The sequence below is a fragment of the Sinorhizobium americanum genome, from assembly GCF_001651855.1.
Classification (GTDB): Bacteria; Pseudomonadota; Alphaproteobacteria; order Rhizobiales; family Rhizobiaceae; genus Sinorhizobium; species Sinorhizobium americanum.
In genome coordinates this window covers 35,392-58,912 of record NZ_LNQC01000065.1, presented here as the reverse complement: position 1 = coordinate 58,912, position 23,521 = coordinate 35,392, and the positions used below count along the sequence as shown (strand labels likewise).

The following is a 23,521-nucleotide window of genomic DNA, read 5'->3' as shown; positions in this document are numbered from 1 at the left end:
GGCGAGATGGGTGAGTTTCGACTTGAAATCGGATCGGAGACGGAATGTCAGAAGTGTGGTGCCGCCGTGCTCCTCAGCTCGGAAACGTGTCCAGGTTGTTCGTCAGCGGCACCTCACCGGCTGACCTTCGAGGAGTTCTTCATTGAACTCGAACAAGGGCGCATGCTCGACGCACGGCAGGGCGGCCTGGTCGTGGGCCGCTCCGGGCCGGAGGATGACATCCCGATGTACCGGCACTTCGGACGGGGCATCTTCGAGGTTGTGGGCTTGATGCAAGGCGGAGAATTTATCGTATCGAAACTCGCGACAGAGAAGCATCGTGACTGGCTCGAGGAGATAAATCAGGAGACGGGCGAGTGGCCCGCCGACCTTTCGCTGGAGCATTCGCCTGTCGCCTCGATCATCAACACGAACTTGCTGCCTGAATGGGGTGGCCTTTGGATCAGCTATCAGTTTGTGGTCAACCGCTTCGCAACAGCCAAGTGGCTGGATGAGCTTCTGTGGCGGAACGCGACGGCGAACGACAACAACGTTGTCGGGCAATTTTCCCGCTAGCTGCGGTCGAGGCCGAACTCTTGGGGCCGACTAGCGCGCGAGCGCTATCCGCAGGCGGCGAGCCCGGTCCTTGAAAGCAAGTTCTCCGCCCTCCAGAATGTCGCAGGCGATCTTACGAACGCTGACCTCTTCGAGGCCGCCAGCGCTATAGGTGATTGGAGGCAGGCCCTCGGTGTGTGCGCCCACCTCAGCGACGATGATCTGATCAGCGTCGGTGTTGATGACGAGGTTCGCGTTGTGCGTAACCATAATCACCTGTCGCTTGCGCTTTGCTGCCAGGAATAAGGGCACGAGTTCATCGTAGATCGATTTCGGGTCGAGATTTTCCTCTGGTTGATCAATAATGAGCGGCCGGTCATCCGCATCGTCGAGCGCCAAGTACAGCAGGACGAGTACGATGCCTCGGGTTCCGGGCGAAAGCTTCCGGATATCGATGCCATCATAGCGAATCCCATACTCGATCGAGATATGGTCGGTGCTGTAAAGCCACTGCGCGAAGCGAAGCGACCACGGGCGATAGTTCGCCTGGTCGGACCTCGGGAATGGCGCCTTGTCGAGGAGAGCCTCCTGATGCTTGTCGCGGAAGGCTTGCATCGCCTTGGATACAGCCGCTGCGTCCCCAGTCGTCCATGCGTTTGCGAGCATCGCATTGGCTTCCCGTTCGAGCGAGCCAATGCCCTTGAAGGGACCACCACGCAGATCGAACAAATCATTCTCACCGCGTGTCGCCCACGCCCGGACGTTCGCTACGCGTGTCACGGAGAAAGACAACTTCGCCAAGGTGCCTCCTGCAACCTGCAGGCGCTCCATCAGCGGTGCGTAAAGCTCGTTGAGAATGCGTTCCTCCGAAACGACTGCCTCGAAAACCCGCACATATCCTTGCTCGCGGTCGGCAACCAGCGCGTCTGCTCTCTCACGAGCCCCCTCGTGGTCCTTGAGCTTCTCGGTCAGCAGATCGAGCGCCGTGTTTTCCTCGGCAATGCGTTTCGTCACCGCCGAAAGCTTGTTGGCGGTCTCCTTGTCCGCCGCGACCAGCTTTTCGAGGCGATCAATTTCGGCCTCGAGGACTGCGAGCGGCATCTTGGCCGGTTTATCTGTGTCGCGGAGATACGACCCGCTGTCATCGACTGGCGCCGTCGGCGGGGTACCCCGCCATGACGTCATTCCGCGCTGCGCCTCGGTAGCCTTCTTCGTCACCGATTCATCGACATCGCCCGAATAGGTCAGGAGGAAACGCTTCCAATCGTCATCCTCGAGGCCGGAGCGTTGGTGACGCTCCTGCATGGACCGCAGCACGTCGGGAGCCCGATTCTGCCTGAGATCCTGGACCTCGTTCCTGACGCCAACGATGGCGACTTGCTGGTTGGCGTAGTAGCGGATGTATCCACGAACCGTTTCCGCAGCCACAACGATCTCTTGCAGCCGCTCAGCCGTCTTGTTCGGACCCTTCGGTAGAAGGTTCTTGCGATCACCCTGGTATCGCGCGACCAGCTTCTTCTTTTCCTCGATCTGCGACTTCAGCGAAGCGATCTGCCGTGTCTTCTCGATCTCGGCGCCGATCTGCTCCGAAATCGAGGCCAGAGCTGCCTCCTCACGCTTGCGGGTGTCGCAGTACTCCTGCGCCCGCAACTCGAGCAATTCCTCGAAATTGACCGCGCCGTCGCGGTCGATCGAAGGATGCGCCTCGAAGATAACCCGTTCGATCTCTTTGATGAGGGTTGGCATGCCCTCGATCGAACAGAGCGTTTCAACGAACTGCTGCGAAAGGTAGCGTGCCCGCGGATAGGCCTCGGAGGACCAGTTCACCGGCGAATCGAGCGAAGCAGTCGTGGGTTCGCCACTTCTCCACTCCAGCATCACACTTGCGCCAGCGAGGTGCTCGGCGGCCCGCCCGAGAAAGGATGGGCGCTCCTCCGATGGCTCATACGAGTCGCAACCGGCTGCGATGATATCCGCGAGGGCGGTTTTTCCGGACCCACGGGCGCCGATGACCGCGACCAGGCCCGGATTGAGTTTCAGCTTGGGTGTCTTGGCCCAAGGCGCTTCGGAAATCGTCACCTCATCGATAATCTGGGATGGCGCGGCCCATGAGGGGGCTCAGGGGCTACATAGGCACGTTCGGGATCGAGGCAGGCCTGCCTCAAGGCATCGAAAGTTGGCAAGCCCTTGATCCAACAGAATCGGTCTTCCGCGGGGTTCGCAACTCGAGAGAGATCGTGAGCATCCGATCCCCAGATGCAAGGTTTGCAACCAGCGTAGCGCTCGCGAAGCTCATTGACGGTTGCCTTGCCATGGCCGAGCCAGAAGTCCCTTTGTTTTAGGCTGCTGGCAAAGATGGCGTGAGCAGCCTTCTCGATCTCTTCGCGGAGTGTGGCGTCTGCCGCTTCCTTGACGCCGGATGTTCCGTCGGCATTTCCCGACACGGCAATAGGGATGTTTTCCCCAGCCCATTCTATGTCGCGGTGGGCATCTATGAGGTTGTCGAGCGATACCTTGAACTGGGTGCAGCCATGTCGGAGCGCGTCGTCGTCATCGGTCTTGGATGGATCAGCACGTCGGCCGAGTCGGATAAGGTCGGAAGGCGTGCAAGCAAACTTGTCGTTGAATGCTCCAAACACAAGTTGAGCAAGGAAGCGGTTGAGTTCGCCAACGTGGTTCGGATCGTCAGGGCACACCAGAAGGTGGATGTTGACGAAGTTTCCTTTTATTGTGCCGGTGTTTAGCCGCAGCTCGATGTTTGGAAACAATAGATTGCAGTCTGGCAGTCGACCGCCTTCCTTGTACGACTTGGCGCGCTCGTAAGATCGGGTGACGCAATAGTCGGTAATACCGATCGCCCTGAGCTTCGGCGTCACGGCTTCTAACGCCGTCAGATACTGTACCCAGCCATCGACAGGGAATTGGTTTTCGAGGACCGTGCCGGGAGCGTGGATATGCGGCTCCCATCTATGCCATTCCGATCCTCGCGAGATCTGTGCCATCCTTGCTCCCCCTTCAACCATCCACCGAGTGCGGCACCCTTCACGGCCGCCAGGAGTTCTCGTGGCGGCCGAAATCCCTCATGCCCGTTCTCAATTCCAGCGGATATAATCTGCAGACAAGCGTTTGAACTCCGTGCTGGTCGCGCAGCTGGGGTTCGCCTCTATGTTGTTGATGAGGTAGCTTAGGCACTCGATCAGGCGCTGATTGATGACGTTCGTGCGAGCAGCTTCCAATGCCTGTTTGGCTTGAGTGCGGCACACTACCCGTCCCAACTGACCTGCAATCTCATAATGGCCGAAAGCTGCCATGATGTGCGGGGCGAACTTGTCGCCGCCCAGGCTCAGAATCTTGTCGTAGTATGGCCTACCTCCGGGGGAGACACCGTTGTTGTAGGAAACGCCTCTTCCGATCCGGCACAACAGGACGGTCTTAAATAGGCGTTCGGCCAGATTGTCGAAAATAGAACTCTGATCGGGGACATACGACCAGAGATTAGCAGCTACGGGCGCCTCGTGATGGAAGTTGTCCCAACCATTGTGCTTATCCGACAGTTCCGCGATTAGCGTGTCGACAATAACGAGGCGCTCCGACGCCGAACGGTACGCATTACCGCCGACAAGGCCAAAGAATTGCTCTCCAAGGGTATATTTGTCCCTGTACAGATTGGTGTTGTAGCCCTCAAGAACGATTCCCAGCCGATAACGCGGCTCGTCCGGGCACGTATTCCAGAGCGCGGGAGCCAGGACGGCTATGTTCTTCCGTACACCTTGATCGGTGTCAGGAGCGACGTAGATACCAAACACCGTCCGAAGCAAATTTCCACACAAGTGGCTAGGCAGCTCTGTAAAGCGCCGCTCGATGTTCTGCCTCGCGGCTTGATCAAGCGGGGCAGAATGTCCTTTCAGATTGGTGATGAAGGCTTGCACCTGGAGTGCTGCTTCGGTTGGACGATCATGTAGCACGTCCTGTACGCAGGTTTGCAGCCAGCCCAATAGCTCGAATGCGTTGATGTTGTAGCTGTTTGGGTGAGATATGCCGATATCGTTCCGCATATCCAGAATGTGCTTGAGCTTCTTATAGGTCGTGTCGGAGATCAGTTCCAACTTGCGGCATGTATCGAGGAGCACAGCATCCTTGAGGGCGGCCAGGTCGTCCTCGGTTCTGTAGAATTCTCGCGTTTTGCTACCGCCTACGGCAGCATCGAAGAAAATATCGAGACCGTAGAGCGAAGCCTTCTTCCGGAGGTCTACAACGACTTCATTCCAAATAGCATTGAGCGCATAGTCGAACAGACCCGAGCCTGCCCCTATCACAAACTTAGAAAGATAGCGCGCGTCGCGTTTGACCTCTGCTGGAAGCGACTGAAGATATCCAGGAAGGTTGCTCGCGATAATCGATCGCTCCGATGGGTCAGCCATTATATTTTCATAGGGAAGACCAACGTCCCGGAGAAAATCGACTAGTCGTTGTGCCTGCGGGTCCACAAGGCTAGCTGAGCCTATCGGAGTGATGAAGTTGTTCATTATATTCGCTCAATACTTTCCGCTGCATGGTCACGCGGAGATGCCGCGATTGTATCTAGCATAACGTGCAAGTGCGAGCGCGCAATCGCGAAGATATTCATCCAACTACCAAGCCAACCCCTGTTTTTGTCTCATTGGCGGCGCTTGCCTTGCGGTAGTCGGCTCGAGTCCGGATGATCTCGAAAATGGAACCAGATCTTGTTCCGAGCCCTATCGGAAGGAGAACCGGCTCATGGCTCGCTCCTTCGAGCCCCATTAGGAGGCTGCCGTACTCAACAGCGACGCCTCAGCGACCAACGCCTCTAACACCTGATTGAGCTTGGACAGGTCGTATTTGCCAGATGTCAGCGCGGCGGTGTCCTGCTTCATGAAATGGCGGTCATAGGATTCCTTGTGCTCCAAGGCGCCGTGCCACAATCCTATCTCGCTTGAAATTGCTCCAGATCACCTGCGCCGGCGGATAGTCGGGCAAGTTTAGGTCGAGGTAGCATTCGATCGCCGCAGCGCGGCCGTTGATATCGCAGTTGCTGAGCCCCTCTGGGCCGAGAGCCGGAATGCTCCTCAGTTCTTCGACATCAGGCAATACCATGCTGCGCAGGTTTGCCGGCATCCTTAACTCCTTGAGCTTCCGGTACGCATCGATCCCCTCCGCATCGTTGTCGAGAAGGAACAGGACCTGGTTCTGGATGTCGATCCGGACCAGCCCCTCGGCAAACCGGACCAGGTTGCCGGTGCCCCAGAAATTGTGCCGTTCGTCGCCGTCGATAAAGCGGAAGAAATCTGCAACGTCAGGCCGAAGGAGCTCGAGAGCGCGGCGCAGGATACGAGCATCTGAAGCCCCTTCGGTCGCGACCAGGATCGTCTGCCCTCGATCCGCGCCAGCGACAAAGGCCTCTCGCTCGACATAACCCGCACTCACGATATTGCCGAACTGCCACATCACCTCTGCCTCCGCATTCCGCGGATCCTGGGCGAAGATCAAGAGCATCGAAGCAGCGCTGAGGATGCAGACTTTCGCCGACAGGTAGCTTGCCTCGGACCAATATGAGTCGGAGTTCTCGGTCCAGGGAACACGGGCAAATCTCTCAGCATGGTCGGCAAAGCGCCCTTGCGAAACGATGTCGCGGTCGTCGGTCTCGTACTCCACATACCCCTGCGCAAGGCTCGTCAGTGGGAACTGGTTGGCGAGAGCACAGAATTCCGCAAAAGTCAGGTATTCCGCCCTCTCTCCGTCCATCTCGGAAATGCTGGCTGACTCAGCCGCGAGAGCCTCGTACTCCGATTTCGCGGTTGCCAAGCTCTGGCCAAGGATCTGCAACCTCGGAACGACGCGCGACAGCGGGCGCACGAAGGAGAGCTCGCTCTCCGCAAGTTCGCCTTCCTCCTCAGGATGAGCGGCATAGTAGTCGTAGTCTATGCCGTCGCATGGCCGACGCGCCAAATCCTGGCTCTGAAACAGGTAACCGAAATCGTGCCCCATGTTGTTCTTGGCATAGGCGAGGGAGACGCCACTCACCGTCAGTTCAATCGAAGTACCCATAGGTTAGATCTTTTCCCCTCCGGAATCCTTGCGAGGCTGTGACACGATCTCCTCGATCTCACGCCGCTGCTCAGCATGCTTCTCTGGATTCTGAGCCTTCAGCTTTTCGAGGTTGAGCAGCTTCCAGCGGACGGCGGGCAGCTCCGCCGCCTGGGGCAGGCCGATTGCCTTGAAATCTGGTTTGCCATCGTGGAGTGACAGCAGGAAGCGCATCGCCTTGTCGTCGAGCTTTGCGAGGATATCCGCCGTCATCCGGGTCCTCGCTGCTTTCAGATCGTCGAGGCCGACGGGCTCGATCGTCATCCCCTCGAACTCCTTCACGAAGGCTTCGTCGAGGTCTGCGAGCGAAGGCCTGACCAGCTCGTGCGGCGGGCGCCCGGAGCTGGCGACATAGATCAGGAAAGTCCGGAACAGGGCGTCGGTCAACTCCTCGTTTTCATAGAGCAGCTTCACATCGAACAGGTCTCGCGGATGCTGCCGGTCCACCGCCGCGTGCAGCTTTCCGCCGAACAGGTCCTCGAACGAGACGACCTGCATTTCGGCGAACCCGTATGCGTCCTCGACGGCCGCGCTCACACGTCGGCGTTCCGCCGGATGGACCGTTCCTCGCGCAACGGGTGACGTCTCGATCTTGATTTCCCTGCCGGACGAGAACGCGCGTGTCGTTGTTCCCGCCGCCGGCGATCCTCTGGACGCTCACACCGCGCAGATTGCGGATCAAGTCTTCACGGATGTGCTCCAGTGTCGTGTCGATGTTTTTCAGCGTCGTTTCACGGTCCTCGATCGGCAGATAGGTCAGATCGATATCGACCGAGAGCCGCGGCATGTCGCGATAGAAGAGGTTGATCGCAGTCCCGCCCTTCAGGGCGAAGGCCTCGTGGCGGGCGATGAAAGGAAGGGTCCGCACCAGGAGGTCGACCTGGCGCATGTATTGTTCACGGGCCATTCGGGGTCTCCTTTGGCATCAAGTCGGCCGGGACTGTGATGCGGTAGATAGGGTGCAGCCGGCCGCCCGGCGTCAGCGCCCGGTCACCCTTGCCGAGATCGACGGAGGAGATGTCGATGTGCCGGCGCCAGGCATGATTGTGCTTGTCGGCAAACACGAAGAAGAGGCGCTTGGTTTTGACGCTTCGGCATAGGGTGAGGAGCGTCGTCAGCAGTTTCGGGCGCAGATTGGCGAGGCTCTCGAACGCCACGTCCACCTTGTGGAAGCTTTCTCCTTTTGGGACCTCGTCGAGCATTTCGAGGATCGCGCGTTCGGGTGAGGACATCGGCATCGGCCAGCGCCATGGGCTTTGTGCCAGCTCCGGATCCTCGTCGTTGGAAAGGTCGAAATCCGCGTTTTCGACGCCGATCGCTCCTTCGCCGAACAGGACGTTGCTCCTGGTCTTCACGTCGGCGTCCGTCCGCAGCTTCGATAGCCATGCCGGGATATCGGATCCGTAGAGATAGAGGGCGAATTCGCCGCCGAACGACAGGTAATGAGCATGTCCTCGCAAGGAGAGGGAACTTGCTCCTCCGACATGAAATTTATGCCGCATGAGCCAGACGGCCGAGAGCAGGGGAATTTTCCAGCCTCCGACGGCTTCTGGATTGGGGTCCGAGGAAAACGGGCGGCGGTACACGCCCGACATGACCGGCTCGAGCCAGCCCTGTTTGACATAGCCCGAGACGGACTGCCGCGAGATGGCATGGCGAGCCATCCACCCCGAATCCACCAGGAAACCAGGGGGGACTTGCTGGAGGAGGTGCTTTAGCTTTGTCTCTGATTGTCCACTCATGTTTGACATTATGGCATAATGTTAAAGTTCGTGCGACTCCAACTTTACGGGGCGCCAAATTTGTCAATTCAGGCTTGACCGCATGCGTTGGTCTCAAAGTAGAAGTCAGGTGGGCGCCCTGCAGACCGGTCTGTCGGCATAGATGAAGCCCTGTCGGCTCTTCACCCATCCGGGCAGCCATCCCTTGGCGCTTGATCACATGGCGAGTAGGCGTGGTCTGAAAACTTGGCGGTGAGTAGTCGCAAATCGAACAGTCGGCGGTTCGATTCCCCTCAAGGCGAAGGATCGGAGACATCCGAACTGAGCGGCATTTTGCCGGCTTCCAGTTGTCTCAGGCGGATGGAGAGTTCGCGTTGCCGCCTTTGACCGGAACGCCCTAGAAGCGGGAACGGTCTTGGTCGGTATGAATCCGAGCGTCTCAATTGGGGCAGTTAGCGGAATCTGGCCCGCCGCCATGACCAGTTTTTGGTCCTGATTGGTCATGAAGTTTAGTGAGCCAACGCTCAAACGCAAGGTGATTTTCAGCGTTGTGCAATCACCCCTTGTAAAGCGTGACACATGGTGAGTATTCTGAGCCATAGAAATGCAGAGCTTGGGGGGCGCTGTGCAGGATTTTCGTGATTATTGGACGTGCCTTGTCTGAGGCCGATTCAATTGCCCTGGTGCCGAAGATTTGGCCGTCCATCGACAACGTTTCGCCGAAAGAGCAAGGCGGACCGATCGCAAGGCAGGGTTTTTCCTATCAGGACGAGATTGCTGTCGGATTTATGCTCGACATGATCGCGGATGCGGGTTTGGTCAAAATTCACTTTGAAACCCATGATGATCTTGTTCTCGTGCGTTCCAAGGGTGGTGACCGGGCTGAGGCAACCGCCGAGTTCGTGCAGGTGAAGGCCAGTGAACCCGACAAGCTCTGGTCTGTTGCCGATATATGCCAACGAAAGAAGAAGGATGCCGCGGGGACGTCGATCTTCGAGACTTCCCTTGCGCGCGATGAACACGAAGAGATCGCTACCTTTCGCCTTGTGACCCTCCGCCCGGTCGTGTCCGATCTTGCGCCACTTACATATACCTTCGGGTTGGAAGGACGAGATCCAAAATGCGATGCCATGAAGGCCTTGGAAAAGGCCCTGAACGACAAGTTCCCAGGACTAAGATCCGCTAAGGAAAATGACTGCGGCTACTGGTTGGAGAGTTGTTTCTGGGACGTTCGCCATGACTTGAATACTGTAAAGAAGGCCAACAGGCTTCGCCTTTTCACTCTCGCGGAAGAGGCAGGGCAACCACTTTTGCTGGAGCAGATCGAGGTACTTCTCACAGAGTTACGAGGCTGGGTCAAAGCGGCCGGCGATGCTAAATGGATACCGGATAAGTCAAAAAAAATTGTTGCACGCGTGGACGCGATTGCTTGGTGGCGGCAAAGTCTAGCAAGGTTGGCACATGCAGCAGATGCCGCTTCAGGTGGAACTCTTGTCGAAAAGATGAGAGGCGCCAGACTTCCTCAAGAGCTCATCGCCATGGCTGTCGAACTGCGACTGAGCTACGCAGCCAAGGTTCGAACCGCCACCTATATGGAGCCCGATCTCTCAGAGGCGTTGCAAGAGCAGGTGAAATCTACCACTCAATCGCTGAGCGCAGATCTAGCTGCTGGGCTACTAGATCTAAATGGCCCACAGTTCCATGCTCGTTGTTTGACGGAGATGAACAAAATTAACGCGGCGCGAGCCAACGGGACTAAAGACCATGCGGCATTCCTGAAAGGATGCCTCTACGACATTGCGGATCGGTGTTTGCTGCGTTTCGACAGGAGCGTTTCGTGAAGTCGCTGGTTCGTCTGGGAGCCCGGCCTGCGAGCCTTCCGCTCGCGGCTGACGATATCTTGGAATTTCATGCCGCAAGATTGTTGCTCCTCATGCACATCTGCGGAACCTCGGGGCGTATTGACGGCCTCACGAAGATGGCCAAGCTCGACTTCTTCACCAGGTATCCGGACTTTTTCGAAGCCGCTCGCGCAGCAATCGATAACACTACCGCAACTTCGGCTCCCACAGTCGACGCCGTGGAATCCTCCATGGTTCGCCATCACTATGGGCCTTGGGACAAGCGGTACTATCAGGTGCTCGGCGTGCTTGAGGCAAAGCAGCTGATAGCTGTCACAAAGCACAAGCAGTCCTACCAAATTGCCTTGTCACCTATGGGCAAGGAAAGGGCAAAGGCGCTCGCTGCAAAACCCTCCTTCCAGGATCTCGTTGCCCGCCAACGGGAGGTAAAGAAGGCGTTCGGCTCCAAGTCCGGCACTTTCCTAAAGGATCTCATCTATCGCCTTTTCGACCAGGAAGTCGGCAAGCGCACCCTTGGTCAGGTTATTACTCCATGAGCCGCCCTTACCTCTCCATCACTTCCCTTGATCGACGCTTGGCGACCGGCAATGTCGAGACCCTAATTTTTCATCCGGGGGTCAACTTTTTGTGGGACCTCCCAACACGGGCAAGACCAAATGGCTTCAAACGCTGGACTTCCTTTTCGGTGATGCGGGTTCTAATCCCTATGAATCCGCTGATTCGGAAGGCTTGGCTGAAAAGTACGATGCAGCCGGGGCTTGGTTGCAGATAGGCGAAGACAGCTTCCGCATCGAACGTCGCTGGAATGAACCGGGCGCCAAGGGAAAGATCTTCGTCGGTGACGAGGGTTTGCTCGCTCGGGATTTCCAGCATTGGCTGATGAGCAAGCTCGGCATCCCTGTGGTGAACTTTCCCAAGGGAAATCCCATGTCTGGCCAGACTTGGCCCGAACTGAGTTTCAGAAGCCTGCTTCGCCACATACACCGCCAGCAGCGGTTCTGGGGTGGCCTTGTTGATCAGCAGCCTGACGCTGAGTTCCATGCTGGCCTGCTGTCTTTCCTGGGACTGGCCGACCGCGTCTACAGCGAGGACTATGGTACGTTGGTGAAACTGCGTCTTGAAGCTATGAATTTGAAGGCTAGGCGCGATCAGTACAGTCAAACATTGAACGATCTCGCAATCGATCTGCTCGATACCGACGACGTCAGCCTTGGCGTCAACGAGATGACTATTCTCGGAGCCCAGCGGCGACTGCGCGATGCAATCGATAAACTTCAAGAAGAGCGCGTTCGCGTCCTCGAAGAGGCCAGCGCGAAGGCAATTCCCTACGACCGGCGATCTCGGATCGAAACACTCAGTCTTGCCCGGGCGCAAGCTCTTGAGGCACTGACCGCCGTCAATCAGAGGCTAGAGGCGGCGAACGAACGCCTCAAGGAGGTTCTCAGATATCGAAAGGACCTCTCCGACGAGATCGACCGGATGGCTCGTGCGGCAGACGCCGGTGAGATCCTGTCGGATTTGCGCGTCACTCATTGCCCCGCCTGCGATCAGGCGCTCAAGACCGCCCACGCCCCAGATCACTGCTTCGTATGTCACCAGCACCTGCCGGATGAACCCGACATCGAAGGCCTTGGGGCGGTGCGGCTTCGGTTTGAGCAGGACCGATTGAAGGCTGAACTCAAGGAGGCAGATGATCTTCTGGACGCCCTGCGTCGCGAGGTCGAAAAGCAGGTGTCGGAGAAGCGATCGACTGAGGAGGCCTTGCGCGCGATCGAAGTCGAGCTCGGCCCGGCACGCCAAGCCGTCGCCGCCCTCGCTCAGGCCGATGTCAGCGCGATTGACGTCAAGCTCGGCCAAGCCGCGGAGCGCGCTAAGCAGATGGGTCGCGTGACAGCTGCCCTAGAGCTAGGCAAGACGCTAACCTCCCAAGTCAAGGCTCTAGAGGACAAGATCGAGCCACTTGCGGAACGGGTCGACGAGTCCTTCAGGGCAATCGACTTCGACGGTGCTGCGCAGTGGCTCGAGGACGGCATGAACGCTTATCTGGAGGCCCTGAATCGTGAACGGAAGCATACTTGGAAACATAGCCGGGTCGAGGTCGATCTGACGCGAACCGGCGTCTCCTTCCGGATCGGTCGAAAGAAGTGGCAGGGCGCCCTAGGTGGGACCGACAGCCTTTATTTCCTGATGGCCTACAATTATGGCCTCCTTTCGCTCAGCCCGCGTCCCCAGACCCACTATCCGGGAGTGGCGATCATCGACGTACCTGGCGAATTTTCCGGCGAGTCCATCGGGGACAAGGAGAATTTCATTGTCCAGCCCTTCATCGATCTGCTTAAGGACGAGGCATTCAAAGGCGCTCAGTTGATTATCACCGGCGCCGCCTTCACTGGCCTGGTAGGAGCCCATGTTCAAGCCATGACCAAGGTCCACGTCGCCTGAGGATAGTGAACGTGAAGATCTGACCAATATCGGCCCTCACGTGGGCTAACCGTAGCGTGATCCGTGATCTGAATTTCAGGCACCTATATCGTCAACGGCCGTGTCAGCTTTTGGTAATCTGCCCAGGTCGCTCGTGCGGCTGTAATGGAAGGGCAATGCTGTCGTTTGCAGAGCTAAAGCGTGGACGCGCCTTACGCGCCGGACAGGATTGTGCTTCCACGAGCCTTGCAAGCCTTGTTGCTGTCATGTTCACCCTCTGGGCCACGAAGATCGCATAATGTATCGTCGGGAACTTCGAGCTCGAGCTCCGCGTCGTGGCTGAAACGTGCTTCGAAGAGTTCGGCTCGCCCAGTAGTTGCCAGCCGCGCTGGGACCTCAGTGTAGATCGAAATCGCCGTCGGAGGCCTGCCTTCATCACAAAGATTTCCGCGCCATTCCTAAACGCGCTTAGTCTCTTCAACGATCACGGGCTGGGGTCTGCTTCGGCGATTCTCGTATGCCCGTACCAGACCACGTCGTGGGGTTCGCAACGCACTTCGATATTGAGCTCGCCACAATATGCTAGGCGGCAGAGTCGAGTTATGTTGGCCAGCAACACTTGCGTGTGACGTTTCAGCACTCTGGGGTGGCACGATATGAGCTGCAAAATGCCGCCAACGGGACTCCAAGGCATAAATCGTAGCGATCGCGTCCAGAACGTGGAGTGGGAACATGAACTTCCGGTGAATTCTTTACTGCTACAATTCGAATTGCGACGCTTTATACCCGGAGCGGGATAACCTTGCCGGAGTCAGGGAGCGAGCTGGGGTTGATCTGCGCTATGCTCAGCCAACGTAAGGACGTCTATCGTGGCATTACTTACGATTTGGCGCTTGTTATCCGAATGCATTTTCTATACTATCGATCTTCAAGTTTTAGCACCTGTAAGATTTACTATTATCGGAAGGAGACGTCTCGTGTTGTTGAAACGTGTTTCCGTCCTCCTGTCGGTCTTTTTGACGGCGTGCGTGCCATCCTTCCGGTTTCCTGCACCTCCGACCCCCGAGGCAAGCAACTGTCAGAACACCCCTCCGAGTGCCGCCGAATCTGCGGACTGGAGCCGTGCACAAAGGCTCAATACACGCGAATCATACAGGGCTTTCCTCGCGAGGTATCCTCGCAGTTGCTACGCGGGCTCGGCCGTGAGCAGGATGAAGACAACGGTTCAAAAGCAACCTGTCGCCGTACGAAATTTGCCGGTTAAGTATCGGCGAGCCTGGTCCGGACGAACAGCTTACTAGCTCTTGGGCAAAGATGTTCTCACGGGTTGCGAATTCCGTGAGAGCTGCGAGCGGCAAACGGGGGACGCATGATTTTCTCGGAGTTGGAAACATCCTCTAGGTTGGCTGATGCACTTTGATGTTGTTCATGCTGCTGACCCACGATTTCATGGCGGGACGTCGAGCGCATTAAGAGCCGAATTAAAGGCAGCGAAACTTTGGGGGTTGAGCTGTGGTTTGCTGCCATTTCTAGGACATCAGCAGTCTCCCGTTGGCGTCTTCGAAAATCGCTTGGCGGCCGTGATCGACCAGTCGAATACTGTTTGGCTGACCGGATCGGAAGAGGCGACCTGCGACATTCTTCTGGCGCATCATCCTGCCGTCTTTGAACGAATGCCGCGTTCGCCGGTACGTTTACGGCCTCGCCGTGTCGTGTGTGTGGTTCATCATCCGCTTTTCGACGGTCAACGTATTCAGCAATATGAGCTCGCAGTTGTGGAGCGTGTTTTGGATCGCCTCTTCGGCGTTCCGGTCACCTTTGCTCCTGTCGGTCCGAAAGTCAGATCTCAGTTCGAAGGACTCGGCACGAGAGGGCCCACACTTCTGCGGCACGATTTATGGAACATGGTCGACCTCGCCGAATGGCCCCAACATCAGAGAGATGCTCCAAAAGACCGCGTTAATTTGGGACGGCACACGAGGGAGAACCCTCTGAAATGGCCTGATTGTGTGGATGACTTGCGGGCAGCCTATCCGGAACGGGATGATTTCAGCATTAAAGTCCTGGGCGGTGTTCCCGACGCGCTTCGGAACTGGATAGGCTCGAACTGGGAAATTCTTGCTTTCTCAGAAAACGATGTGCCCGACTTTCTCAGGCGCCTGGATTTTTACGTCTATTTTCACAGCAGGCATTGGGTGGAGGCGTTTGGCATTTGTGTCGCGGAAGCAATGGCCAGCGGTCTGGTGACAGTGCTTGATCCCTCATTTGAGAGCCTTTTCGAAGATGGCGCCGCCTATTGCAATGTTGCGGAAACGGGAAACGTCATCGAGCGATTCATCGGTTCGCCTTCAGCTTATGTCCAACAATCAAATGCCGCGCGAGAACTCGTCCGGAGAAAATTTGCGATCGATCAGTATCCGCAAAGGATGGCACGCCTTTACGATGATCTGGAACTGCCAACGGCTCCGGTCCTGAAACGCAGTCAAGCTATGGGCAGTCCTTACTCAGAGAGAAATACTGCAGAAGACAGACCGGTCCGTTTACCCCCCCGGCGGATAGGTCCGAGGCGACGGGTTCTTTTCGTGGCCACAAACGGGGTCGGGCTAGGACACATCACGCGTCTGATGGCTATCGCTGAGCGTTTGTCTGATGACGTGGATCCTATCTTCTTTACGAGATCGGCCGGAGCCGCCCTGGTCTTTGCGCGAGGTCACGCGGTAGACTATATCCCCTGCGGCCTCGCGATGGGGGTTACGGACGAAAGCTGGAACAGGGCGTACGCGCAAGAGTTGCTGAGCGCCGTGGAGGCCTTTGATGTTTCAGCTGTGGTGTTTGATGGCAATAGGCCATTTCCAGGATTAATTGCCGTCGCTGAGAGCCGTCGTGATGTGTCCTGGATCTGGATACGTAGGGCCTTGTGGCGCGTTGATCATGAGTTCAGTCCGGACTCCCAGGACGTGTTCGACATGGTCATAGAGCCAGGCGAATTTGCCCATGACGAGGACCACGGGCCGACCCGCGATTTGCCTGGTGCGGTTACCGTTCCGCCTTTGCTTCTTTTGGAGCCGGGCGCGGGCTTGCCTCGGAGCGAAGCTGCCGCCAAACTAGGCGTCAATTCAGACCGCTTCACTGTCGCAGTACAATTGGGCTCACAGCGCAATTTCGACTTTGCAGGCCTGCCCGAACTCCTTCTCGCCCGATTGGCAAGACGGGATATCCAAACGGTCCAGATCCTCAATCCCCTTGCCAGGCCTTCCGACGATGGTGGATCGGTGGTTCCACGCAGAAGCCTTTATCCCCTGACTGACTGTTTCAGTGCGATCGATCTTCTGGTGACCAACGCTGGATACAACAGCTTCCATGAAAGCGTCTTTGGGGGAATCCCCTCGATTTTCGTGCCTAATGAAGCGCCGGAAATGGACGATCAGCATCTTCGCGCTGTTTATGCCCAGTCGGCGGGATTAGGCCTATGTCTGCGATACTCCGAGTTGAACCGCGTAGAGACAATCCTCGACGTGGCGCTTTCCGATAACTTTCGGGCCGAGGTCCGGCGGCGGTCAGCGCGCTTGAGTTTCGTCAATGGTGCTGCCATCGCCGCGAAGTTGATCGAGCAGCTTGTTTTTAGTATTCGCGCTGACCGCCCTTTGCATGCCTCGATTGCTCGCACGTGAGCTGTTGGACGATGTTTTCGCCGATCTGATCGGTAAGAAACTCATCGATGCTCGACGACAGTGCAATTTCGTTGGAAATGTCCCATTTCGCCAGGATCAGTGCCCAGCGCTGGCGAATATATCGGCCATAGTTTTCCGGTGGCACTGATGGTAGGTGCCGATGCGTGGGAAGGAATTCCAACGGAGCGGAACGGGCAGCAATCAAATCCACCCGCAATTCTGACAGTACCACAATTGGAAATTCGGTGTTGCCTCTGCAAGCTTTTACCGTCGTGTCAAGAATCTCGACAAGATTGGCGGGCATTGTGCCCAAGACGGAGATCAAGCTTCTGGGATTTGCCTCGAGCGTGGGGTCCTGGAAGAGATAATTCAGGCTCCTCTCTTCCTCAACAGAATCGTTGGCGCTCACAATTCTGTTGGGCCTGCTCAACGAAAAGTACGAGCCGGCTCTGTCGATAATCCAGCGCACTGCCACTCCTGTGCTTCCTAAACCCACGTCATAACAAATACAATTTCAAAGCCCGTTCTGCTGAACAAATAGTTCAACCTCTTCCTCGACCGCTTTTCGTGCGGCGGCATCGAGTTTCTCGCCAACTGCTGTCCTCGTTTTATCCGCCCCTTCGACCTTGAAGCGGGTTGCCAGCGTTGCATTGAAATATGCGCGCCGCATGTCCGGCTTTCCACGCGCAAAGGAACCTTCCGCGTAACCTTTGGCGAGCTCGAGATAGGCGTCCTCAAAGCCCCGGCGCGCTGACAATTCAAACAACGAAAGTGCGCGATTGGCATCGCGGGGCACCTTGCCATCTCCCTTCAGGAGAAGGCGCCCTGCGTAGAGTGGCGCATACTGGTTGCCCATCTCCGTCGCACGGAGCATCAGATCCAGTCCTCGTTTGACGTCCTTTCGCACGCCCAAGCCGCTGACATAGGCACGGCCGAGATTATTAATCGCGTCGATCTGCCCGGCATCGGCGGCTGCAGAATAAAGTTTTGTCGCCTCGATATCATCCTTCTTCACACCCGTGCCGCGGCGGAAGCTGTCGCCCAGCGCGTTGATTGCATTCGACCAGCCACTCGATGCTGCAAGCCTGTACCAGAGGATCCCTTCCTCGGGGATTTTCGGCACTCCTTGGCCACGTATGTAAGCTGATCCGACATTCGTCCTTGCCCTGAGATTTCCGAGAGACGCCGCCTTCATGTACAGATCGAAGGCACGCTTGAAATCCACCTCACGACCCATCCCGACGCGCGCCATATATCCGAGGTTGACGAGTGCGGCGCTGTATTGTTGTTCGCTGGCGAGCTCGTAAAAGTGTTCGGCCCATTCATAGCGCCGGGCTATTTCCAGAACCCGGCCAAACTGGTACTGCAGGCGCGGATTTGTGGGATTTGCAGCAAGCGCGAAACCACAGGCTCGCAGCCCATCGCGGACATTGACGAGCCCGTTTGTGACACCAGGTACAACGCGTTGCGGGTCGTTTGGATCGGCTGCGTAGAGGTCGCAATCCGTGACAAGCGTTTTCATTCCGCTTTGCGTGGCTGGCATTTCGCGCGGCCAGACACGAAAAGTCTCACTTACGGCGCGTTCGCCGGCTTGCTGAAAAACAAACTCCTCACCAGCGGCTGCAGTCTTCGCACTCAAGGGCGCCTCGGTGGAAATCGGTGTGGCAGCAAGTGCGCCAGTGACAAATAGCCCACGCTCATGCAAGGCAGCAATCTGGAGTTTGCTTCGTTCAAGCGCTTCCGCCGCAAGCTGGCTCTTTGGAAATGCCTTTACGAAGCGTTCGAAATCCGTCGGGTCGGGACTGTCCTGAATGAAGTGCCAGAGCACCCGATCGAGCGTCAGTTCCCCGTTACGAGCCGAGCCCTCCGGTGCCGATTTGATGTCGCCCGGGCGAAAGACGAACCTTGTCTCAATCGAGCCAGTGATCCACGGTATCTGCGATCCGTTGGTAGCGAGCCGCACATCTCCGCGCACTGTTCTGAATGTGTCATAAACGTCGAGTCCGGGCTGCTGAAGCGCATTCGCAAGCGCCGAAGAATAGGGGCTGTTCACGCCTGTACCGTCATAAGCCACTTCGCCGGCGCCTGTGGCAAAGGCGATGAGAACCTGGCCTGCGCCGGCCTCGATATTCGCCAGACCCTCCTCCAGTCCCTTTTGGGAGGTGAGGGGATTGTTGCGGCAGGCGTCAAGGATGATCAGTTTGACGCCAACCGGATCGTCCTTCACGATGTCAATGAGTGAATTGAGCGCGATGGCGTCATCAATGACCTCCTTCGGCGATCCCGTTCTTACATCGACGGGCAGCAGCAGGTTTCGCCCTTCGTGCTGCAACGCATGGCCCGCATAGTAGAGGATAGCCATATCGGCGCCGAGAAGATGGGTGCGGATTGCATTTTCGAGGTCATCGACGACTGCTTTTTTGACGTCGTAGAAAAGTAGGACATCGAAGCCAAGCTCCGTCAGCGTCGCGGCGATCAGCTTCGAGTCGTTTTTCGGATTTGCCAGAGGCGCAAACTCGTATTCGCCGTTTCCAACCACGATAGCCGCTCGCCGTTCCGCGTAGGCCATCGATGAGAACGCCGCTAAGAGAAGCGCCACCAGTGGAAGCAGGAAAGTCCATTTCAGCCGAAAGGAAGAAATATTCTGTGCCATTGGCGCCGTCAGCCTAATTGCTGCTTCGTTCGATTGCTTAGCGAGAATATTTGCATAGCCATAGTAGTGCAAATTTTGCAGTTCCGCAGCCGGGAAAAAACAGGGTCGTTTGCAAATGTGAAAGGTTGTTCCCCGCTCATTTTCTGGCCGGATCTCGGTGCGCCAGCGTGAATCAGCCAGGTTTCGCCGCTCAGGCTCTGTCCTAGAGAGTAACCAAGTCGAACAGAAATGACTCCACCTGCAATTTTTGAGTGGAAGATTCGAGGTCGATACTTCAAACTGGGAGTATAGAGCGGTGCAAGGACATGCGTCTTTCGAGGCGACTGGTCTTTATGGTAGGTTGATTGTCGAAGACTGCCGGCGTCACGAGACAGGGGGCACTCTCCGCATGGCCGAAGACCGCAAGACAATCGTCCGGACGCCACTAGACCCCGGGACGCTGACCTTCACGCATCTCATCGGCCATGACGAAATCAGCCGCTGCTTTGCATTCACCGTGGGATTTGTCAGTTCCGACGAGAACGTCGACCCACTAAAGCTCCTCGGAAAGCCAATCTCGGTGGAGGGTGAGTCTCAGGATCCCAAACGCTGGTTCAGCGGGCTCATTACGGATTTTCGCCTGATCCGCATACAAGAAGGATTCGCATACTACGAAGCCGAGGTGCGGCCGTGGCTCTGGCTGTTGGGTAACACAACCGATTGTCGTATCTTCCAGAACATGAGTGTTCCGGAAATCGCCGAGGAGATCTTCTCTAAATACAAGCCGGCCAAGTTCGAAAAACGGTTGCAGGGTTCCTACGAGGCGCGGGAATACTGTGTTCAGTATGATGAAAACGACCTGGACTTCGTGCAACGCCTGCTCGAGCACGAAGGCATCATGTATTTCTTCGAGTATGGCGACGGCGAACACACCCTTATCCTTGCCGATGCCATGAACAAGCTGAAGCCTGCGCCCGGTTATGCGACGGTCAAGTTCCGCGCGGAAGGCGAACCGGTGCGACGGGACCTGGAATATATCACCGAATGGGTGGCGACAACCTCCGTCCACCCGGGTATCTATGCCCACACGGACTACGATTTCACTAAGCCCGCCGCCGATCTGATGGCGCAATCGGCGCAGCCCTTCAGTCATTCGGAATCACAGGGAGAGTACTACCGTCATCCCGGCGCGCACCTGACCGTCGGTCGCGGCGATTCCGTTGCCGTCGTAAGGCGCGAGGAAATCCAGGCTGCGCACAGGCGGATCGCAGCCGCCGGCACTGTGCGCGGGCTCGCTTCGGGATGCACGTTCAAGCTCGAAGACTTCCCTCGCAAGGATCAAAACGCGGAATATCTCGTGCTTCGCGCCGAGTACCGCCTTTTTGACCCAGGCTACCGGCCCGCCGCCTATGCGGAAGAGGAGACCTTCCGCGCCAGCCTGAAGGTCGCGCCCACGTCGCTGACTTACCGGCCGCCGCGCATCACGCCTCGGCCGATCATGCGTGGCCCGCAGACAGCGACAGTCGTCGGCCCGAAGGGCGAGGAAATCTTCACGGACAAATACGCTCGCGTGAAGGTGCAGTTCCACTGGGACCGACTTGGCAAGAAAGACCAGAACAGTTCCTGCTTCGTGCGGGTCTCGCAGACTTGGGCAGGCGCGGGCTGGGGGTTCATTCAGATCCCACGCATCGGCCAGGAGGTGATCATCGACTTCCTTGAAGGTGACCCCGACCGGCCGATCATCACCGGCAGGGTTTATAACGGGAAGGAAATGCCTCCCTACGAGCTTCCGGGAAATGCCACTCAATCGGGGCTGAAGACGAATTCCTCACCCGGCGGAGGAGGCTGGAACGAATTGCGCTTTGAGGACAAGGCGGGATCGGAGGAAGTCTATTTTCAGGCGCAGAAGGACAACAACCTGCTGATCAAGAATGACCGCAGCAAGCTGGTCCAGCACGACCAATCGGACCGCATTGATAACAATGCCAAGCATTCTGTTGGCGTGAACCTCGACGAGGATGTCGGCAACAACAAGACGACCAAGGTGGGCGTGGACCGCACGGTCAATATCGGCTCCAACGATACCGAGACGGTCGGGCTCAATCGCTCGCTCACCGTGGGCGTTGATGAAACGATCAGCATCGGCTCGAATTCCACCGAGACGATCGGCTCCAACCACACCCAGACCATCGGCATCGTCCAGACGGTGACAGTGGGGGCGTCTCGCGTCGACTCGGTCGGTGCGACGGAAACCAGGTCGGTCGGGACGGCACAGATGAACACCATCGGCGCGACGCGGTCGGTGAGTGTGGGCAGCAGCCAAAGCCATGACATCGGTGCGTCTGACAGCTGGGAAATTGGCAGCGACCAGAGCGTCCAGATCGGCGGCGGACAGATGAGCGAGATCGGCAAGGGCCGCAGCGCGAGAATCGCTGCGGACGATTCAACGCAGATCGGCGGAGCGAGATCGGTGAAGGTTGCCAAGAGCAGCCTGGTCGAAATTGGCCAGGATGGTGGTGTGAACGTCGGGAAGAAGCTGGTGATCGAGGCAGGCGAAGCAATCACCATCAAGACTGGCTCGGCAATGATCGTAATGAAAAAGGACGGCACGATTACGATCGAAGGCAAGGATGTTTCGGTCAACGCAAATGGCAAGTTTGTCGGCAAGGCTTCGGGCGAGGTCACTTGGAAGGGCAGCAAGATCAATCAGAACTAGGGGGCAATCATAGATGTCCGACACTCGGGAACGTATTGAAGGCGTGGTGATCGGGATTTTGCTGGGCTTTGAGGCAGGCGCACCGCTGGTAGTCTTTCCTGGCAATCCCCGCGAAACCGCACTGCCTGCGCGCAGCCTTGCCGACCTGACGTCCGTGACGATCGGAGCCGAAGTCGCGCTGCTCTTCGAGGGCGGAGACCCGGCACGGCCGCTCGTTGTTGGCCGGATCGTCGAACCGGCGCGCAAGACTTCGACGCCGAATGTCGTTCGGGACGGCGAGCGCGTGCGCATCACCGGCGACGAGCGCATCGAGCTTCGCTGCGGCAAGGCGACAATCATCATGGAAAAAGACGGCCATATCACCATCCGCGGCACCTATGTGACCAGCCACGCTAGCGCCGCAAACCGCATTCGTGGCGGATCGGTGAACCTCAACTGATGGCCGCCGTACCCATCCTTCGCGAAATTGTCCGGCAGCATGCCGAAATGGCCGCATTCCTGTGGACGGTCTACGACTGGCATCTGCTGCATCCGTATGAGAATCCCGACATGGACGAGGAGCGGCTCGACCGGTTGATCGAGCGATTGGAAGCGCATCTCGACGGTCTGCGCGTGGCGGGAAAGGCCGGGCTGGAAATTGCCAGCGAGCGCTACGCCGAATACCCGGAGGCCGGCGAGTTGTTCGTGATCCGAATGCTCAAGGCAGCACAGCCTATCCCGATCAGGCAATTGGACCTGGAGAAAGTCAGGGAATATCTCAGGGTAAACGGGGTTTTGCAACGCTGAGGACAGCGCTATTCGCTGGCGAGGGCCCACATGTCGTCGGGAATCGGTATGCGCTCCCAACGATCCTCCTTGAAGACAGCGACGCCGCCATAGTCGAAGAGGATGATATCGCGTCCGACTACCTCCATGCGGTTCGGCGTTGTAAGATCGGCGGGCAGCTCTATCGACCGCCTGTAGGCGAACGCCGTGTCGAAGACATGAATTCCCGCCTCGCTCAGGATCGCGATTTCGCCCTGCCACGGGCTGATGGTATAGAAATCGTCGGTCAGGCCGGTGGAGGAGAGGTCCTCCGTTGCGTTGAGACCGCTTGCGCGCACGATGATGCCGTGGTCACCCACCGCAACGATGTCACCGCCGGGCATGACGATACAGTCGTTCAGGCCGCCGCGAGCGTCCGTCGGGGCTTCCGTCCACCCACCATCGCGAAGGTATAGCGCCGCTGACGGCGGCACGCGGATCGTCCGGAACCGTTGTTGGAGAGCATCGGCGCCATCCGGATCGCCGCTCCTGCGTGCGCGGTCGATCTGCGCCTGTTGCTCCGCCGTAGGATCGTTGTACTGGACCCGCTTCTGGCCGCAAAGCGCCAGAGGACCGCTGCCAGGGCGGATCGCCATTCCGAAGAAGGCGCAATCCTCAACCCCCGGCATATCGGAATCGCACAAGCGCACCCAGTCGTCCTGCTGCCGGCGCTCATAAAGCTGCGAACCGTAACCGCAGGCATAGAGCCGGCCATTGTCGCTCGCGATCCGCGACATTGCTCCATAGCCTTCAGCGTCATCGCTTAGCACGCCGGCGCCCTCTATCTTTTCGACCGGGATGTCGCCGATCAGGAAGTATACGTCTCCCTCATTGCTCATCGGAACGAAGACCGGCTTGCCGTCGCCAGGGTCGACGATGGAGGTGATCGACTTGATCGTACGCGGTAATTCCGCATAACCCCACAAGATCTCGTGGCCTTCGTTGTACATGAGGACGATGCTCTGAGGGTCTTCGTCTCTTAGCTCGCCAATCGAGATCGCGAACTGCTGTCGCGACACTGCGTGCCCCGCCCATATCCTGATCATCAGCTTCGC

The 23,521-nt window shown here is 57.5% G+C and carries 15 protein-coding genes and 2 pseudogenes; 8 read left to right on the top strand and 9 right to left on the bottom strand.

Translation table 11 applies throughout. From position 1 onward, the window contains the following. Positions 1-6: 6 nt before the first annotated feature. Positions 7-555 carry a hypothetical protein gene (locus ATC00_RS19905; protein WP_153045251.1) on the top strand — a complete coding sequence of 183 codons (549 nt, stop codon included), beginning with the start codon at positions 7-9 and terminating at the stop codon, positions 553-555. A 30-nt stretch (positions 556-585) separates the two neighbouring features. Here the strand turns inward: ATC00_RS19905 and ATC00_RS19900 are convergent. From ATC00_RS19900 to ATC00_RS19880, 6 genes and pseudogenes are all read right to left on the bottom strand, one after another. Next, positions 586-3,536 (bottom strand): annotated as a pseudogene (locus ATC00_RS19900) (TrlF family AAA-like ATPase). A 90-nt stretch (positions 3,537-3,626) separates the two neighbouring features. Continuing rightward, a complete protein-coding gene (locus ATC00_RS19895; RefSeq protein ID WP_064254072.1) occupies positions 3,627-5,060 on the bottom strand; it encodes a hypothetical protein in 1,434 nt (477 codons plus the stop codon). Between the two features lie 379 nt (positions 5,061-5,439). Next, positions 5,440-6,600 carry a HEPN/Toprim-associated domain-containing protein gene (locus tag ATC00_RS19890; RefSeq protein ID WP_082912445.1) on the bottom strand — a complete coding sequence of 387 codons (1,161 nt, stop codon included), beginning with the start codon at positions 6,598-6,600 and terminating at the stop codon, positions 5,440-5,442. 3 nt (positions 6,601-6,603) lie between these two features. Continuing rightward, on the bottom strand, positions 6,604-7,230 hold the full coding sequence (locus tag ATC00_RS19885) for a nucleotidyl transferase AbiEii/AbiGii toxin family protein (RefSeq protein WP_268801738.1): 627 nt from the start codon (positions 7,228-7,230) through the stop codon (positions 6,604-6,606). A gap of 94 nt (positions 7,231-7,324) precedes the next feature. Beyond that, positions 7,325-7,528: pseudogene (locus tag ATC00_RS33850) on the bottom strand (nucleotidyl transferase AbiEii/AbiGii toxin family protein); the annotation flags it as partial. 7 nt (positions 7,529-7,535) lie between these two features. Continuing rightward, entirely contained in the window at positions 7,536-8,381 is an 846-nt protein-coding gene (locus ATC00_RS19880) for a type IV toxin-antitoxin system AbiEi family antitoxin domain-containing protein (protein WP_064254079.1), read from the bottom strand. A gap of 635 nt (positions 8,382-9,016) precedes the next feature. Here ATC00_RS19880 and ATC00_RS19875 point away from each other — a divergent pair. From ATC00_RS19875 to ATC00_RS19860, 4 genes are all read left to right on the top strand, one after another. Then, complete coding sequence (locus tag ATC00_RS19875) at positions 9,017-10,201, top strand: dsDNA nuclease domain-containing protein (protein ID WP_161951931.1); 1,185 nt, start codon at positions 9,017-9,019, stop codon at positions 10,199-10,201. Continuing rightward, positions 10,198-10,758, top strand: a complete 561-nt coding sequence (locus tag ATC00_RS19870) for a hypothetical protein (protein ID WP_082912443.1) — start codon at positions 10,198-10,200, stop codon at positions 10,756-10,758. The genes ATC00_RS19875 and ATC00_RS19870 overlap by 4 nt, the downstream gene beginning before the upstream one ends. Before the next feature lie 91 nt (positions 10,759-10,849). Next, a complete protein-coding gene (locus ATC00_RS19865; protein ID WP_064254070.1) occupies positions 10,850-12,664 on the top strand; it encodes a coiled-coil domain-containing protein in 1,815 nt (604 codons plus the stop codon). Between the two features lie 1,388 nt (positions 12,665-14,052). Continuing rightward, the gene (locus tag ATC00_RS19860) at positions 14,053-16,314 is read left to right on the top strand and encodes a glycosyltransferase (RefSeq protein ID WP_064254069.1); all 2,262 of its coding nucleotides are present in this window, start codon (positions 14,053-14,055) and stop codon (positions 16,312-16,314) included. Here the strand turns inward: ATC00_RS19860 and ATC00_RS19855 are convergent. Both ATC00_RS19855 and ATC00_RS19850 read right to left on the bottom strand, forming a co-directional pair. After that, positions 16,265-16,789 carry a hypothetical protein gene (locus tag ATC00_RS19855; protein WP_064254068.1) on the bottom strand — a complete coding sequence of 175 codons (525 nt, stop codon included), beginning with the start codon at positions 16,787-16,789 and terminating at the stop codon, positions 16,265-16,267. The two genes, ATC00_RS19860 and ATC00_RS19855, sit on opposite strands and share 50 nt — an antisense overlap. 39 nt (positions 16,790-16,828) lie before the next feature. Further along, positions 16,829-18,967 carry a caspase family protein gene (locus tag ATC00_RS19850; RefSeq protein ID WP_064254067.1) on the bottom strand — a complete coding sequence of 713 codons (2,139 nt, stop codon included), beginning with the start codon at positions 18,965-18,967 and terminating at the stop codon, positions 16,829-16,831. Positions 18,968-19,355: 388 nt separating this feature from the next. On the opposite strand from ATC00_RS19850, the gene ATC00_RS19845 reads away from it, so the two are divergent. The 3 genes from ATC00_RS19845 to ATC00_RS19835 are packed head-to-tail and all read left to right on the top strand — an operon-like array spanning position 19,356 to position 22,448. Continuing rightward, positions 19,356-21,662, top strand: a complete 2,307-nt coding sequence (locus tag ATC00_RS19845; protein ID WP_064254066.1) for a type VI secretion system Vgr family protein — start codon at positions 19,356-19,358, stop codon at positions 21,660-21,662. A gap of 13 nt (positions 21,663-21,675) precedes the next feature. After that, on the top strand, positions 21,676-22,101 hold the full coding sequence (locus ATC00_RS19840) for a DUF6484 domain-containing protein (protein WP_026186894.1): 426 nt from the start codon (positions 21,676-21,678) through the stop codon (positions 22,099-22,101). Further along, positions 22,101-22,448 carry a hypothetical protein gene (locus ATC00_RS19835; RefSeq protein ID WP_064254065.1) on the top strand — a complete coding sequence of 116 codons (348 nt, stop codon included), beginning with the start codon at positions 22,101-22,103 and terminating at the stop codon, positions 22,446-22,448. The genes ATC00_RS19840 and ATC00_RS19835 overlap by 1 nt, the downstream gene beginning before the upstream one ends. Before the next feature lie 8 nt (positions 22,449-22,456). On the opposite strand, the gene ATC00_RS19830 is transcribed toward ATC00_RS19835, so the two are convergent. After that, positions 22,457-23,512 (bottom strand): hypothetical protein, encoded by a 1,056-nt coding sequence (locus ATC00_RS19830; protein ID WP_234782363.1) that lies wholly within the window; start codon positions 23,510-23,512, stop codon positions 22,457-22,459. Positions 23,513-23,521: the final 9 nt, after the last annotated feature.